The sequence below is a fragment of the Herbidospora cretacea genome, assembly GCF_001570605.1.
Taxonomy (GTDB): Bacteria; Actinomycetota; Actinomycetes; order Streptosporangiales; family Streptosporangiaceae; genus Herbidospora; species Herbidospora cretacea.
The window spans coordinates 1-14,833 of record NZ_BBXG01000033.1 but is presented as its reverse complement, the minus strand read 5'-3'; the positions used below and the strand labels follow the sequence as shown (position 1 = coordinate 14,833).

At 71.4% G+C, this 14,833-nt stretch carries 16 protein-coding genes and 1 pseudogene; 7 read left to right on the top strand and 10 right to left on the bottom strand.

Annotated elements, in window-relative coordinates:
- Positions 1–597: an AAA family ATPase gene (locus tag AW270_RS36660; protein WP_245675030.1), complete on the top strand. Its 597-nt coding sequence runs from the start codon at positions 1–3 to the stop codon at positions 595–597.
- On the opposite strand, the gene AW270_RS36655 is transcribed toward AW270_RS36660, so the two are convergent.
- Both AW270_RS36655 and AW270_RS36650 read right to left on the bottom strand, forming a co-directional pair.
- Complete coding sequence (locus tag AW270_RS36655; protein WP_061300751.1) at positions 581–976, bottom strand: VOC family protein; 396 nt, start codon at positions 974–976, stop codon at positions 581–583. The two genes, AW270_RS36660 and AW270_RS36655, sit on opposite strands and share 17 nt — an antisense overlap.
- Positions 977–989: 13 nt before the next feature.
- The gene (locus AW270_RS36650; protein ID WP_061300750.1) at positions 990–1,448 is read right to left on the bottom strand and encodes a DUF5946 family protein; all 459 of its coding nucleotides are present in this window, start codon (positions 1,446–1,448) and stop codon (positions 990–992) included.
- Positions 1,449–1,580: 132 nt separating this feature from the next.
- Here AW270_RS36650 and AW270_RS36645 point away from each other — a divergent pair, with 132 nt between their 5' ends.
- Complete coding sequence (locus AW270_RS36645; protein ID WP_061300749.1) at positions 1,581–2,303, top strand: calcium-binding protein; 723 nt, start codon at positions 1,581–1,583, stop codon at positions 2,301–2,303.
- Here the strand turns inward: AW270_RS36645 and AW270_RS36640 are convergent, their stop codons facing one another.
- Together AW270_RS36640 and AW270_RS36635 are read right to left on the bottom strand one after the other, a co-directional pair.
- Positions 2,304–2,921, bottom strand: a complete 618-nt coding sequence (locus AW270_RS36640) for a class I SAM-dependent methyltransferase (RefSeq protein WP_061300748.1) — start codon at positions 2,919–2,921, stop codon at positions 2,304–2,306. It abuts the gene before it with no gap.
- Positions 2,922–2,928: 7 nt separating this feature from the next.
- Positions 2,929–4,365 (bottom strand): FAD-dependent monooxygenase, encoded by a 1,437-nt coding sequence (locus AW270_RS36635; RefSeq protein WP_061300747.1) that lies wholly within the window; start codon positions 4,363–4,365, stop codon positions 2,929–2,931.
- A 199-nt stretch (positions 4,366–4,564) separates the two neighbouring features.
- Here AW270_RS36635 and AW270_RS36630 point away from each other — a divergent pair, with 199 nt between their 5' ends.
- Positions 4,565–5,557, top strand: a complete 993-nt coding sequence (locus tag AW270_RS36630) for an RNA polymerase subunit sigma-70 (protein WP_061300746.1) — start codon at positions 4,565–4,567, stop codon at positions 5,555–5,557.
- Here the strand turns inward: AW270_RS36630 and AW270_RS36625 are convergent, their stop codons facing one another.
- The 5 genes and pseudogenes from AW270_RS36625 to AW270_RS36610 all read right to left on the bottom strand — a co-directional run.
- The gene (locus tag AW270_RS36625; protein ID WP_061300745.1) at positions 5,558–6,130 is read right to left on the bottom strand and encodes a dihydrofolate reductase family protein; all 573 of its coding nucleotides are present in this window, start codon (positions 6,128–6,130) and stop codon (positions 5,558–5,560) included.
- A 93-nt stretch (positions 6,131–6,223) separates the two neighbouring features.
- A complete protein-coding gene (locus tag AW270_RS36620; RefSeq protein ID WP_245675029.1) occupies positions 6,224–7,390 on the bottom strand; it encodes a coiled-coil domain-containing protein in 1,167 nt (388 codons plus the stop codon).
- A gap of 230 nt (positions 7,391–7,620) precedes the next feature.
- Positions 7,621–7,851 (bottom strand): site-specific integrase, encoded by a 231-nt coding sequence (locus AW270_RS37160; RefSeq protein ID WP_157523181.1) that lies wholly within the window; start codon positions 7,849–7,851, stop codon positions 7,621–7,623.
- Positions 7,852–7,862: 11 nt separating this feature from the next.
- On the bottom strand, positions 7,863–8,231 hold the full coding sequence (locus AW270_RS37155; protein ID WP_063819472.1) for a site-specific integrase: 369 nt from the start codon (positions 8,229–8,231) through the stop codon (positions 7,863–7,865).
- 122 nt (positions 8,232–8,353) lie between these two features.
- A pseudogene (locus tag AW270_RS36610) lies at positions 8,354–9,173 on the bottom strand (IS256 family transposase); the annotation flags it as partial.
- A 210-nt stretch (positions 9,174–9,383) separates the two neighbouring features.
- Here AW270_RS36610 and AW270_RS36605 point away from each other — a divergent pair.
- The 3 genes from AW270_RS36605 to AW270_RS36595 all read left to right on the top strand — a co-directional run bounded on the left by AW270_RS36605 (position 9,384) and on the right by AW270_RS36595 (position 13,601).
- Positions 9,384–9,941 carry a hypothetical protein gene (locus AW270_RS36605; RefSeq protein ID WP_157523178.1) on the top strand — a complete coding sequence of 186 codons (558 nt, stop codon included), beginning with the start codon at positions 9,384–9,386 and terminating at the stop codon, positions 9,939–9,941.
- Between the two features lie 559 nt (positions 9,942–10,500).
- Complete coding sequence (locus AW270_RS36600; protein WP_218009445.1) at positions 10,501–10,815, top strand: FG-GAP repeat domain-containing protein; 315 nt, start codon at positions 10,501–10,503, stop codon at positions 10,813–10,815.
- 167 nt (positions 10,816–10,982) lie between these two features.
- On the top strand, positions 10,983–13,601 hold the full coding sequence (locus tag AW270_RS36595; protein WP_061300741.1) for a hypothetical protein: 2,619 nt from the start codon (positions 10,983–10,985) through the stop codon (positions 13,599–13,601).
- Between the two features lie 36 nt (positions 13,602–13,637).
- On the opposite strand, the gene AW270_RS36590 is transcribed toward AW270_RS36595, so the two are convergent.
- Complete coding sequence (locus AW270_RS36590; protein WP_061300740.1) at positions 13,638–14,237, bottom strand: WD40 repeat domain-containing protein; 600 nt, start codon at positions 14,235–14,237, stop codon at positions 13,638–13,640.
- Positions 14,238–14,390: 153 nt separating this feature from the next.
- Here AW270_RS36590 and AW270_RS36585 point away from each other — a divergent pair, with 153 nt between their 5' ends.
- Positions 14,391–14,825, top strand: a complete 435-nt coding sequence (locus AW270_RS36585; protein ID WP_061299482.1) for an IS5 family transposase — start codon at positions 14,391–14,393, stop codon at positions 14,823–14,825.
- Positions 14,826–14,833 lie beyond the last annotated feature (8 nt).

The window sequence follows — 14,833 nt, the reverse complement described above, 5'->3', positions numbered from 1 at the left end:
TTGACCCTGGGGGTTCCGGCCGCCGAGAGCACGGCCGACACGCTGAGTTATCCGCCGGGATCGCTGGTGATCCTGACCGGCCTGCCGGGCGCGGGCAAGACCACGCTGCTGCGCCGCCTCTACCGGCTGCGCGGCGACGAGGACCGGCCGGTCGTCCGCGACGGCCTGACCGTCATCGACAGCTACCAGTCGCGGCTGCGGTGGGCGGCCAAGCTGGCCTGGGCCCCCAAACCGGTCAGGACCGCCGTCGTCTGGGTCACCCACATCTCCCGCATCTCGCGGGCGATGCGCACCGGCCCGGTGATCGCCCACAACCGGGGCTGCGCGGCGCCCATCCTCCACCTGCTGGCGTGGCTGGCCGTCCGGCGCGGCACCCGGCTCCACCTGCTGCTGCTCGACACCCCCGCCGACCTGGCGGCGGCCGGGCAGCAAAGCCGGGGGCGGGTGGTGCCGAAGGCCACCTTCGGGCGGCATCTGCGCAGGTGGGGACGGCTTCTTGGCCGCGTGCAGGCAGGAGACCCCGCGCCCGCCCTCACGGCCCACGTGGTGACGCGGGCCGGGGCCGACCGGCTCAAGGAGGTCAGGTTCGACCGTTGACGACCTCGAGGTAGTGGCGGTTGTACATGATGCCCAGCACGTTGCCGAACGGGTCGGTGACCGCCGCGGTGACGAACCCCTCGCCGCGCTCGGTCACCGGCATGAGCGTCTCGGCGCCCAGCTCCAGCAGCCGGTCGAGGGTCTTGCGCACGTCGTCCACCGCCCAGTGGACGATCGCGCCCGCCGGGCCCTGCTTCATGCCGTCGGGGGCATAGCGGCGGTCGGCGATGCCGAGCTCGGTCTGGTGGTCGCCGATGCGGAACTCGATGTAGCCGGGGACCTCGAAGTAGGCCTCCACCCCCAGCGCCTCGGCGTACCAGCTCTTGGCGGCCGACAGGTCATCGGCCCAGAACATGATCGTGCCCGGTCCTCGGAGCATGCGCGTCTCCCTCTCAGCTGGATCGAAAGGCCTCCACGGTCGCCTCGGCGAGTATCCCGATCCGGCGTCCGTATGCCTCGTGGCCGTCGAAGACAAAACTGCCATCGGCGACGGGCAGCCCGCTGAAGGACTCCCGGAAACGGGTGGGGAAGTCGGCGGGGAGCGGGTCGTACTTCTCGAACGGCGCCATGTCGTAGCCCTGCCGCGACCCGTGGCGGTTGCGCGCCTTCTGGTAGGCCGCGACCTTGACCAGCGCGTCGATGCCCTGGTCGAGCAGGAGCTGCAGCCAGCGGTACTGCGTGTCGAGAAACCTCGGGTGGCCGTCGGCGGGGTGCTGGAGCAGGTAGGCGCAGACGACGGGCGCGTGCCAGGACCACATGCCCGGATCGCGCTGCTCCTCGGACAGGATGGCGTGGTAGTAGTCGGCGCACTCCCCCAGCGGCCCCGCGCCCGCCCCGCACACACAGGTCATGGCCGGGATGCTCTCACAGCGGCCCGGCCCGCGCAGGGGGGCAGACCCTCCCGAACCTCTAGGGACGGCACCGATGATCAGGACCGTCCCGGTTCCCTAGCGTGAGCCCGAAGCCGACCACCAGGAGGAACCATGAACAGCTGGGGACGATCGTCGGGCGCCCTGCTCGCCGCCGCGCTTCTGACTCTGCCCGCCCTGGCCACGCCCGCCGCCGCCAAGGCCGCCCCGGTGACCGCCGGGACGTGCGCCGAGCTGACCGGGGGCCAGCTCGTCTACACGGCCGAGCCCGGCGTCGCCAACGACCTCACCATCACCCAGGACGTGGACGTCATCCGCCTGGAGGACGAGGCCGGCACCATCAAGGGCTGCGTCGCCGAGAGCCCGACCACCGTGGTGGTCAAGACGGCCACCAAGATCAAGGTGGTGGCCGGCGACGGGGACGACGTCGTCGTGGTGAACCTCCTGCCCAAGGGCCAGAAGGTGGTCGTCCTCGGCGGCGACGGCGACGACGAGCTGCGCGGCAGCGGCACCCACGACGACCTGCGCGGCGGGAAGGGCGATGACACCCTGCGCGGCAACGGCGGCGACGACACCCTCCGGGGCGACGCGGGCGACGACGAGCTGCGCGGCGGCCCCGGCGCCGACGAACTCAACGGCGGCACCGGCGGCGACGACCTGTCCGGCGGCGCGGGGACCGACGAGCTCAACGGCGGCAGCGGCGACGACGAACTGCGCGGCGACGCCGACGCCGACGAGCTCAACGGGGGCGGCGGGGCCGACGACCTCGACGGCGGGGCCGACGCCGACTCCTGCAACGGCGGGCCCGGCACCGACCGGACGCGGCGCTGCGAGTAGCTAGCCGACGGTGGCGGTGCCCCGCGCGTGGAACGACCACGGGGTGCGGACCGGCGGGAAGTTGTACCGCCGCAGGTCGGCGATGGTGAACCCGGCCCGCTCCAGCGCCGTGACGATGTCGCGGGAGGTGTGACAGCCGCCCGCCAGAGGGGGCCAGACGGTCGCGTCCAGGACGCGCTGAAAACGTACGAGACCGGGAGAATCGGCCCTTCCGTGCTCCAGGAACCTGATCTGACCCCCCGGCCGCAGCACCCGCCTGGCCTCGGCGAGGGCCCCGTCGACGTCCGGGACCGTGCACAGGACCAGGCAGAACACGACGGTGTCCACGGAGGCGTCGGGGGCCGGGAGCCGCCCGGCCGACGCGCCGCTGACCTCGACCGGGACCGGGGCCCTGGCCGCCGCCCCGGCCGCGAGCTCGCGCAGCCGGGGTTCGGGCTCCACCGCCAGGACCCGGGTGACGGTCGCCGGATAGTGCGCGAAGTTCGCGCCGTCACCCGCGCCGACCTCGACGACCTGCCCGGTCAGCCCCGCCAGCAGGGCGCGCCGATGCTCGGTCATGCCGCGGCTGTCGAGGGTCTGACGCATCCGGGGCCACATGCGGGCGAACAACTTCGGCATCCCTCCATCATGGGGCGTCAGGACCGCCGAACCAGCGGGAGAGGTGGACGTCGAGGTCCCGCTGGTCGTCGCCGATCCACGCGACGTGACCGTCGGGACGCATCAGGGCGGCCGGGACGTCCAGCTCCGCCGTCGGATCGGTGAGCAGGTCGACCCGGTCGGCCCAGCCGCCGGCGGTCAGGCGTCCGGTGCGGTCGAGCAGCAGGCCCCGGCCCTGGCGCAGCAGGCCGTAGAGGTTGCCCTGCTTCACCTGGATGTCGGGCAGGCGGCGGCCGAGCAGGTCCGGGCCGTCGGGGCGCCGGCCGAAGTCGTAGCGGACGGCGGTCGCGGTGATCTTCTCGATGAGATGGCGGTTCACCTCCTCGAAGTCCATCAGCTCGGTGAGCAGCCTCCGCACCGCCCGCGCGCCCGGTTCCGCGGACGACAGCTCCGTCTGCGCGCGGGTGTTGTCGAGCACGTCGGCGGCGACCGGACGGCGTTCGGCCTGGTAGGTGTCGAGCAGGCCGTCCGGGGCCCAGCCGCGCACCTGCGCGGCCAGTTTCCAGCCGAGGTTGACCGCGTCCTGGACGCCCAGGTTGAGCCCCTGCCCACCGAGCGGCGGATGGATGTGCGCCGCGTCCCCGGCCAGCAGCACCCGCCCGACCCGATAGCGGTCCACCAGGCGGGTGGCGTCCCCGAAACGCGACAGCCAGCGCGGGGAGTGCACGCCGAAATCCGTCCCGGCGACGGCGCGCAACTCCCGCCGGAAATCCTCCAGGGTGGGCGGCTGCGCCCGGTCGCCGACCTCGGCGGCGGGGACGACGATGCTGTAGACGCCCTCGCCGAAGGGCCGCAGCCAGAAGCGCTGCACGTCCCGGCTGACCTCGGCCACCGTGGCGGCGATCTCCTCCGGCGGCGCGCTGACCTCCATCTCGCCCATCAGCGTGTCGTTCCGCGAGGGCTCCCCGGGGAAGCCGACCCCGAGCAGTTTGCGCACCGTGCTGCGCGCCCCGTCACAGCCGACGAGATGGCCGGCCCGGACCCGCTCCCCGTCGGAGAGCTCGACGGTCACGCCGTCGTCGTCCTGCTCGAACCCGGCGACCGCGGCACCGCGCCGCACCTGCGCGCCCAGGGCGACCGCGTGCTCTTCGAGCAGCCGGTTGACGACCGGCTGCGGGATGCCGAGCAGGTAGGCGTACGCGGAATCCAGGCCTTGAGGCGCGGGCTTGGGGATGGCGGCGAAGAAACCGGCGGCCGGACGCCTGCGGCCGTGCGGGAGGAGACGGTCGAGCAGCCCGCGCATCGCCATCAGTTCCAGGCTGCGGATGTGCAGCCCGACGATCCGGACGGCCGGGGACGGCCCGCTTTCCTTTTCGACGACGAGTACGCGCACGTCATGGAGGCGCAGCTCGGCGGCCAGCATCGCGCCGGTGGGTCCGCAACCGGCGATGATCACATCGAACATTTGAGGTGGTGCCTTCCGGGAGGAGTCTCGGCGCTCCCGGCGACACCTACGTCGATCGCCCGACCGTGACGGGAAGGGGGAGCACCCACATCGATACAGCGTTCATGGGTCTCACCTCCTGCGGCGGGGTCACGTTCGCCAGAAAGGTACCGGCCCGGCCGTGACCCCGTCCAACCCTTTTCCGGCAGGATGGACGACCATGACCGACGCCAGAGTGCCGGGTGACGACGAGGCCGCGTTCATCGCGGCGGCCCGCTCAGGCGACCCGGCGCGGTTCGCGCTCATCACCGAGCGCTACCGGCGTGAGCTGCAGGTGCACTGCTACCGGATGCTCGCCCACTACGAGGACGCCCAGGACCTGACGCAGGAGACGTTCCTGCGGGCGTGGCAGAAACGGGAGTCGTTCAAGGGCCACGCCGCGCCGCGGACCTGGCTGTACCGGATCGCCACCAACGCCTGCCTGGACTTCCTGGACAGGCGCGGGGACCGCATCCCCGTGCCCGCCGAACTGCCGGGCGCCCGCTATCTCCAGCCCTACCCGGACGGGATGCTCCCGGAGGACCCGCAGGAGTCGGTGGTGGCGCGGGAGACGATCGAGCTGGCGTTCATCGTCGCCGTCCAGCACCTGCCGCCGCGCCAGCGGGCGGTGTTCATCCTGCGGGACGTCCTCGGCTGGCCGGCGTCCCAGGCCGCCGACGCCCTCGGACTGACCGTCGCGTCGGTGACCAGCGCACTGCAACGGGCCCGGGTGACGGTGCGCGCGCAGCTGCCGGGCCGCCGCCTCGACTGGCGCAGCCCCGCCGCGCACGAGCTGTCGGACGACGAGCGCGGCGTGGTGAGGTCGTACATGGACGCCCATGAGCGCAACGACCTCAAAGGCCTGACGGCCCTGCTCCGCGACGACCTGCGCTTCGCGATGCTGCCCAACCCTGACGTGATCGTCACGGCCGAGGACGCGGTCGACGGCTGGGTCGCCCACGGCCTCTTCCAGCGCGGCTACGACGACTGGCGCGGCATCGCCACCACGGTCAACCGCATGCCGGCCGCCGCGCTGTACCTCCGCGCCCCCGGCGACCAGGAACACCGGCTGTTCACCCTCGCGGTCCTGCGTGTCGTCGGCGGCCAGATCGCCGAGCTCACCGGGTTCGACGCCCGCGACAAGCCCTGGCTGGGCCTGCCCGCGACGCTGTGATCAGCTCACTTTCTCGTACCGGGTCATCAGCACGCCGCCGGGAAAGGTCCGCGTCTCGACCAGGTTCAGCTTCACCCAGTGGTCCAGCGCGGTGAAGAACGGGGTGCCGCCGCCCACCAGGACCGGCACGGTGACCAGCACGTACTCGTCGATCAGCCCGGCCCGCATGGCCGCCCCGGCGAGCGTCGCGCCGCCGATGTCCATCGGGCCGCCGTCCCCGGTCTTGAGCCGGGCGATCTCGGCGACCGCGTCGCCGGTGACCAGCCGGGTGTTCCAGCCGACCTGGTCGATCGTCGAGGAGAACACCACCTTCGGCATGTCGCGCCAGCGGCGGGCGTACTCGATCTCCGCCGGGGTGGCCCCGGGCCGCTGGTCGGCGGTCGGCCAGTGGGGGCTCATCGTCTCCCACAGCCTGCGCCCGTACAGCGCCAGGCCGGTCGCCGCCACCCGGTCGGACCACCACTGGAACAGCTCGGCGCTCGGCCCCTCTCCCCCGCTCCAGCCGAGGTCGTCGCCGGGCGCGGCGGTGTAGCCGTCCAGGGTCACGCTCATGGCGAAGGTCAGTTTCCGCATCGTGTCAGCCTCCTGTGAGTTCGTTTACGCCCGTACAGACGGGCGAGGCGCGGAAACCTCATCGGTGCGGGACTGCCGAATGCGGTCTGACCATCAGTCGGCCTGCGACGGTATGTCGCCAGTGCGAGTCCTGAGCTCAGCCGTGACGGCCCGCTCGCGCAGGACAGCCGCTTCCATCCGGGCGGACTCCAGCTCCGAACGCAGATCGCCGAGCCGGGCCCGCTCCAGAGCGAGCTCGCCCCGGAGCGTCGCGGCGGCCTCCTGCGCGGCGTCCCGCTCGGCCCCGCTCCTCTCGGCGGCGCTCTTGAGCGCCGCCGCCTCCGCCTGAAGGAGACCCACAGTCGTCGACAGCGACCCCCGCTCAGCCTGGGCCTCCGCGGCGACCTGCTCGGATCGGGCCAGCGCCGCCGTGAGACGGACCGCCTCCGCCTTCGCCTCGGCCGCCGAGGCGGCGGCCTCGCCTCGGGCGTGTTCGGCCGCCTCCGCCCGGGCGATGGCGCGGTCACGCTCGGACTCGGCCGCGTCGGCGCGCGCCGACGCCGCCGCGGTCTCCTTCTCGGCGTTCGCCAGATCCTTCCGAGCCTCCTGTACGTCCTTCTGCGCCGCAGCGGCCCTGACCTCCGCCCGCCGGGCCTTCTTCTCGGCCTCCGTGACGGCCGCCCGAGCCTCCTGCGTCTCGGCCTCGGCGTGGTCCCGGCGAGACTCGGCCTGATCGGCCCGGCGCCGGGCCTCGTCAGCGGCCTGCTTGGCGACGCGCTCGGTCGCCGCCGCCTCCCGCAGCGCGGCCAGGGCCTGCTCCCGCGCGTTCTCGGCGTCGGTGAAGGCGTTGTCCCTCTCGGCCTCCGCCTCCTCGGCGCGCTGCCGCGCCTGCTGAGCACTGGCGCGGGCCTCCTCGGTGGCGGCCCGCGCGAGACGCACCTGCTCGAAGGCCTGCTCCCGCTCCGCACGCGCGACGGCGACGCGGGTGTGCGCCTCGGCCTGCACCGCACTGAGCCGCGCCTCGACACCCGCCGGGGAGAGCTCATCGGCGAGCACCTGGGCCAGCGGGGCGATGGCGGCGGCCAGCCCCTTTTCCATGCGCTCGTAGAGGTCCTCGGCCCGGGCCAGCGATCCGTCGAGGCCGGGGGTGGCTCGGCGGAGTTCGCGTGATTTCTTGGCGGCGGCCTGGCAGTCGGTCTCGGGACAGTACTCCTTGGGGCGGCCTCGTCCCTGCCGTAGTTCCAGGGGTCGGCCGCAGTGCTTGCACGTCACGAAGATCACCTTAGCATTTTCGATTTTCTGGAAACAGAAAATCGAAAAACGAGATCCGTTGTGTCATGGCGCTAGATGATCTTCCAACATAATCCTCGTTATGAGGGAAGCGGGTCGACGCGAGATGAGCGCCAAGCTCCATGTGACTGGAGTCGGAGCTGTAGAACGCGGACTAGATGACACATGACGCGGACTTTTTGACACAACGGAGCCACGGCCAACGTGAGTGAGTCTCGCCGTCAGAGGCCGACGTTGCGCATCGCGTTGTCGCGCCAGCGGTCCACCGCGCGGATGTAGCCCAGCACCACCGGGGAGTTAGGTGCCCAGCGGCCGTGCGCGGCGATGACCGAGACCGGGACGCCGGCGGCGTAGGCGACGGTCGCTCCCCCCGCGCGCAGGCTGTGCGCGGTGACCGTCCCGGCGTTGGGAACCCCGGCCCGGACGGCCAGATCGCCGACGATGGTGTTCACCGACTCGCCGGTCAGCGAGGGGCCGATGGTGCCGTGCCGGTCGATCCGGCGCAGCCGCCGCCCGCCTCCCGGCACGGCGTCCGGGGCGCCGCCGTGGCCGTGCTGTTCGGCCTGGTCCAGGGCCTGTAGCCAGTCGCGCCGGGCGGCGACTGGGTCGGTGAGCGGTGGCTGCCGCGCGGGATGGCGACGGTCTGCCCGGCGGAGTCCTTGTCGGTCTTGGAGGTGGCGATCCGTACCTCCAGCCCGTCGGGAACCTCACGGACGTCGGCGCGGTGCAGGGCGACGAGCTCGCTGCGGCGGCCCATCAGGGCCAGCCCGAGTACCAGCAGCAGCCGGTCGCGGAGCCCGGTCACGGTGGTCAGGTCGCAGGCGTCGATCATGGCGCGTAGGTCTGGGATGGTCAGCGGCGGCGCCTGACGGCGGCCGTTTCCGCTGGTGGCGCGGCGTCTCTTGTGGGCGCGCAGGGCGAGCCGGGCGGCCTCGGTGGCGGGCTGGCCGGTGCGACCATCTCTGATGATCCCTTCGTGACGCGTGAGAGCACGTTGCGCATGAAGTGAACGCGACATCGTTGCCAGGATGCGCCGAGGAAGACGGCGCGCAGCGCTGCGAACAGGCCAGCGTGAGCGTCGGAGATGGCCAGTTGCACTCCGGTCAGGCCGCGGGCTTTCAGCAAGCGCAGGAACGCGGTCCAGAACGCGCCGTCCTCGCTGTCGCCGACGGTGAAGCCGAGGATCTCCCGCCGGCCGTCGGCGCTGACACCGGTGGCGATGACCACGGCCTGGGAGACGACCCGGTGGTTGACCCGCGCCTTGCAGTAGGTGGCGTCCAGAAACACATACGGGAAGGTGGTGTGCCCCAGGGGCCGGTCGCGGAAGGCGGAGACCTCGCCATCCAGGTCGGCGCAGATGCGGGAGACCTCGCTTTTGGAGATGCCGGACTCGGCGCCGAGAGCTTTGACCAGGTCGTCGACGCTGCGGGTGGACACGCCGTGCAGGTAGGCCTCCATGACGACGGCGAACAGGGCCTGGTCGATGCGGCGGCGGCGTTCCAGCAGGGAAGGGAAGAACGACCCGGACCGCAGCTTGGGGATCTTCAGTTCCAGGTCGCCGGCCGCGGTGGTGAGCAGCCGGTCGCGGTAACCGTTGCGGTGGGTGAGGCGGTGCTCGGTGCGCTGGTGAGGGGGGGGCGCCGATGACGGCGGTGGCCTCGGCGTCGATGAGGGCTTGCAGGACGGCTTGCAGGGCGTGGCGGATGACGTCGTCGGCGTCGGCGGCTTTGAGGGACTCCAGCAGGTCGAGCAGGGCAGACTGGTCCAGAGCCATCGTGTGGTGTCCTTTGCGAGAACCTTTGGTCGGGAACTCGCTGACCGTCACACGATGGCTCGCCCCGTGTCCGGGGCTCGCTTCACAAGCTTGGAGTTACACCACCGACGGGACGTCACCCCCCTGACCTGGGCGCTATCAAATAGAGGCCTCGATGATCGCCATCGGGTTCGACCGTCAGACGACCCCGGTCCGGCGTACCGTCAAGCCGTGACCGAGATTCGCGTAGGTGGACCGCGGGGAGTCGGCGGCATGGTCACCCGGTTAAACGGCTTGGCCACCGATATCGTCACTGCAACGTCATCCGTCGGCCGGGATGACCAGCCGTCTCTACCCGCTCCTGTACTGCTCGCCCAGGCCGCGCGAGGGTTCGCAGCCGGCGGGGTGGTCAGCGACCTGCTGGACCGGTACGCGCTACCTCGCCGCGACGCCTTCGCCATCTGTGCCGAGCATTGCGCTCGGACCTTGGCGATACTCCGCGAGGTGCTCGGCCCGGCAGTGATGCGTCGCTACTCGGCCGGGGCCAGCGATCCCGACTTAATAGAACTGGCCGACATCGTCGAGGACGAACTGCGGGATTCCACACCCGAGGACATCGAGCCGATCGCCTCGGCGATGATCACCCTCGGCGCGGCGCTGCACACCGCGACCGCGCCCCTGGCCGCCGACCCGGATCTGCCCTGCGAGATCCGCGGGGCAGTGCGTATAGCCGCGGACACCGCACAGACCCTTCGCACTCACTACGGCGGCGACTCCGGCGGCTGGTAGCGCCCGGCGACGCCAGGATTCCGCTGTTCGTGCAGCGTCCCCAGCCGTCAGAAGAGGACTTGTGCTTCGTCGAGGAGTCGTCCGCTCCTGGCTGACCGGTTGTCTCCCGTATCCGGCCCAGCAGGTGTGATGTCTCGGCCTGGCCGACAGGGTGGGGCCTTTGCCGGTGAAGGCCTTCGTGACACTCCGTACCGGCCCGGGTCGGGCCGCCGCCCTGCCCCCGCCCTAGCCGTGGCCGCGCGGGTGACGTATGAAGTCACCCCTGGTTAGAGCTGTGAAGGCGGGCTACTGTCAACTAGGTAGGCCTCGACTGACACTTCACTGACAAATACGTGTTCGTACTGACAGGTAGAGGCGCGCCAGACAACAACTGTCTGGCGCAGCGCTACTTGATAGCGGAACCCCTCGCTGGCCTGGGCACTATCAATAGGCGGATATTGAAGCAGCGCGGTCGACCGGAGCGGCCTCCCGGGCGTATCTTCGGGCCCGCCGGTCGGCGCGCAGGCACAGGGTGCAGGCCTGGCTCAACATCCCCGGCGGTAGCGGCGGGGTGTCCTGGGTGTCCCAAGAGGAGGTCGCCTCAGGTTTCGGCGTCGCCGCCTCGCTGATCGACTTCGCCGACATCGACGGCGACAAGCGGGACGACTACCTGCTGGTCAACGAGCACGGCCTGATCTGGGCCTGGCGCAACAACCGTGGCGGCGGCGGTGCGACCTGGATCACCGAAGGCCAGATCGCGGCCGGTGTCGGCGCGACCCGCGACCAGCTCTACCTGGCCGACTTCAACGGCGACCTCCGTGACGACTACCTGGTCTCGTCGGGGTCCGGCGTCGTGACGGGCTGGACCAACAACGGGCTGATCCGCAAGAGCTGATCCACTCGCGGACCGGCCCGTGTCCTTCGAGTCTCGGGCCGGCCCGCCTGGTCGGCGATGGGCGTTTCGCGGGCTGGCACGCCCGCGACCGGAGGGCTACCCCGCTGGGAGCCGCCCGCCGGACCGGGGATCGTTCGAGACCTCGATCCTTCCCGGGAGGCACCCCGATGTCCCGATCGCGCCTGGCCGCCCTGTGCGGCGTCCTGACGGCCGTACTCACGGCGAGCCTGCTGACGGCTGCACCCGCCAGAGCCGAGGGAGCCTATCCCTACCCGCTGCCCGACTTCGCCCACCCCGGGCGGCCGCACTCGGCCCTGTTCCATGACCGCGGCGACACGCTGATCCCGCTGCTGGTTCTGTACGCGCGATTCGACGACCTCCTGAACCTCAGCGAGGCGGGTGCGCGGGACAAGATCTTCCCCATCAACGAGTTCGGCACGGTCAGCGACTACTACCTGGCCAACTCCCTCGGTGTCCTGGTCCCGGCGGTCGAGACATACGGCGAACGCGACAACGGCGTGGTGATGGTGAACATGGGCCAGTCTGCGCCCGCGATCGCGCTGGACCCCGGCGTGCGGCGCAGGAAGATGCTCGAACTGGCCGACCCGTACGTCGACTTCGCCCGTTACGACGCCGACGGGGACGGTGACGTGGACGACTCCGAGCTGGCCGTGATCACGATCTTCACCTCCAGGCCCGGCACCGACGCCTGCGGGCAGACACGCGGCGTCGCCTCCGGCGGCACCTTGGACGGCAAGACGGTCGCCTTCCGGACGGCCGACGGCGGCAGCCAGACCAACAGCCTGACGTTCGCCCACGAGCTCGCTCACCAGATGTACGACATCGAGGACCACTACGGCTGGGGCGTCGGCAGCTGGGATCTGGCTGGTCCCACCTGCGGCGGCGGCGAGCGCTGGCAGCGTCCCGGCCCCTGGATCCGGATGCACCTGGGCGGCCAGACGCCCACCGTGGTCACCAAGGACCGCTACGTCGACCTGTCGGCCTCCGTCATCGACACCTCCTACCTGTTGTACGACCCGGCCAAGGGCGTCGACGACTACTTCCTGGTCCAGGCGCGGGCACCCCGGGCCGGCACCTACGACCAGGACGTCCCCGACAGCGGCGTGGTCGTCTGGCGAGTCGACGAACGTCACTACACGGCCGGATCGGAGACCGCGCGCGGGGTGGAACTGCTGCGCCCCGACGGCGTGCGCACCCCCGGCTGCGTCGATGAGGACGTGGACGGCAGACAGGACGAGGACCCGCGCGACAACGCCGACAACGACGGCGACGGTCGCGTCGACGAGGACGACGTGGAGAATCCCCCGGTGTGCGGCGGCGGCAACGACACCGACGCCTGGGACCCGGCCGACACCCGTACCCCGCAGCGCACGATGGACCGTCCCTGGGCGGACGGCAGCCCCGCCGGCGTCGCCGTCCGCGCCATCGGACGCCCGTTCTACGCGAACACCACGTCCGAGTGGCACTCACAGGTCTACCTCGACGTCCGCGGTCCCGGCGTCCTGGTCGACCCGGCCGGCCCGGACGGCAACGCACCGCACCCGACGATCTCGCAGGGGGCGTCGCTCCCCATCGCGTACGCCGTCATGAACACCGGTGAAGCCACCGACACCTTCGAGTTCACCGTCCTGGGCGACACCGGCTGGACCGCCACCAAGCAGACGATGACACTCGCCCCCGGCCAGCGGGCCACCGCCACGATCAACGTGACCGCGCCCACCGGCGTCGGCTACACCCGCAACACGCTCACGGCCACCGGCCGCAGCACGAGCGACACCGATGTGCGCACCGACTACCGGTTCCTGGCCGAGGTGCCCAAGCGGCGGCTGGCCCTGACCTACACGGGCGACACCGCTGCCGACTACTCCGACCCGGCCACCGCGTCCGTCACGGTCGGCGACGACATCACCGGCGCACCGGTCGCGGGGGTCCCCGTCACGTTCACCTTCGGCACCCAGGAGGTCACGGTCACCAGCGGTCCCGACGGCGCTGCGCGCGTGCCGCTCACGGTGCCCTCACCCGGTTCCCACGTCATCCGGGTCACCACACCGGGCGACGCCACCTACACGGCCGCCTCACTCCGGGTGCCCTTCACCTCCCGCCCGGAGAAGGTGACCCTGAACGTCACCAGCCAGGGCGCCCAGCCGACCGGGAACGCCGCCCTCGTCGTCACCGCGACCCAGGAGGCGGACGGCACCCCCGCCGACCTGACCGGGGTCACCGTCACCGCCACCCTGACGCCCACCCTGACGCCCACGCTGTCCTCGACGGCAGCCGCCGCCCCGGTCACCGTGACCGGCCCGCTGGGCACGCCGATCCCGATCCCGGCGGGAGCCGAGGTGTGGTCGGCCGCCCTTGCTGTGAACGACGGCCGTTTCACCGCGCCGCCGTCCACGACGGAACTGGCCGTGTTCGACCCGCGCGGCCGGCTCAGCGGCCTGGCCATCGGCCGGGACGCCCGGGGGACGACGGTGACGGTCCAGCCGGCGGGGTCCTACCTATTGGGCCGCCCGATCGGCTGGCTGACCGCCCAGATCGGCACCAAGACCGTGACCGCCACCTCGATCGACTGGACGGTGGTCCGCGGGAACCGGGCGATCATCAAGGCCAGGGGCCAGATCGACGGAGCCCCCGCGACGGTACGGATCACGGTGACCGACAACGGCCTGCTGCCGCGCGACGTGTTCGAGCTGGACGTCACCGGCGGCCTGACCTACCACGAGCGCCTGACCGCGGCGATCGGCGGTCTCACCGTGGCGCGCTGAGACGGCGTCCTGTCCATCCGCCTTTTCGTCAGCAGGTCAGCCGCAGGGATCGAGGGGTGTCGCGCCGCCATAGCGCCGCCATTCGGCGGGGGACGGGCCGCCGTCGATCGCGCAGGCCCGCCCGAGGGGGTCGCGGACCACCCTGACCAGCTCCGCGATGTCCCACAGGACGGTCCGGCTGGTGTTGTCCTGGGTGAGCAGCACGTCGCCGCCCGGGTGGAAGGCGATCGGTGAGACCGGCAGGCCGTGGCCGGTGAGCATGCCGATCTGGCGGGGTGACTCCGGGATGGTGATGTCCCACAGGATCGTCGTCTCGTCGAAGCCGGCGGTGGCCACCAACGGGGCCGTCCGGGAGAACGCCGCCACGTACACCGAGGAGGTGTGCCGCTCCATCGAGGCGAGCCAGACCGGGTTGCCGGGGTCGGTCACGCGCCACAACCCCGCTGTCGCGTCGTCGGAGGCCGTGACCAGCAGGGTGCCGTCCGGGCTGAAGGCCGCGTCGTAGACCTCGCCGGTGTGCCGCCTCGGCAGGACGTCCTTCCGTCGCGGGTCGGCCGGGTTGCCGACGTCCCACAGCTCCACCTGGGAGACGTATCCGGCCAGGGCCAGCAGGGTCCCGTCGGGGCTGAAGGTCACCTCCCGGTTGTACTCGCGCGGGATGTGGGCGAGCTCACGCGGATTCTCCCCACCTGCCAGAGGATGGTGTCGTGGCCGTACTAGGGCCTGTACGGAGTTGAGATCAGAGGGATTCGCGTGCGGGTGATCTGCAGGTCCTGATAGGTCATCGCCATGGCGCGTGGAGACCTCAACGACGCAGAGTGGTCCTTGATCGAGCCTCACCTGCCCTTGGGTGAGCGGGGCCCGATCCCGGACCTGCGGCATCAGTTCAATGCCGTGATGTGGCGGTTCCGGACGGGCAGCCCGTGGCGGGACCTGCCGGTGGAGTACGGGCCGTGGTCCACCGCCTATGACCGGTTCCGGTCCTGGGCCAAGGCCGGTGTCTTCGAAGACCTGATGCAGGCGATGATCGCCGAGGCCGCCGCTCGTGGGCAGGTCGATCTGGGACTGATCAGCGTGGACTCCACGACTGTCCGGGCGCATCAGCACGCCGCCGGGATGGTCCTGGACGGCGAGCTGGCCGCAGCGCTGGCCGAGGCCCTCGACCAGGAAAAGGGGCTACGCCAAAGGGGCGAATCACCCGTCAAGACGAAGCCGGCCCGGTAGTGCAGGAG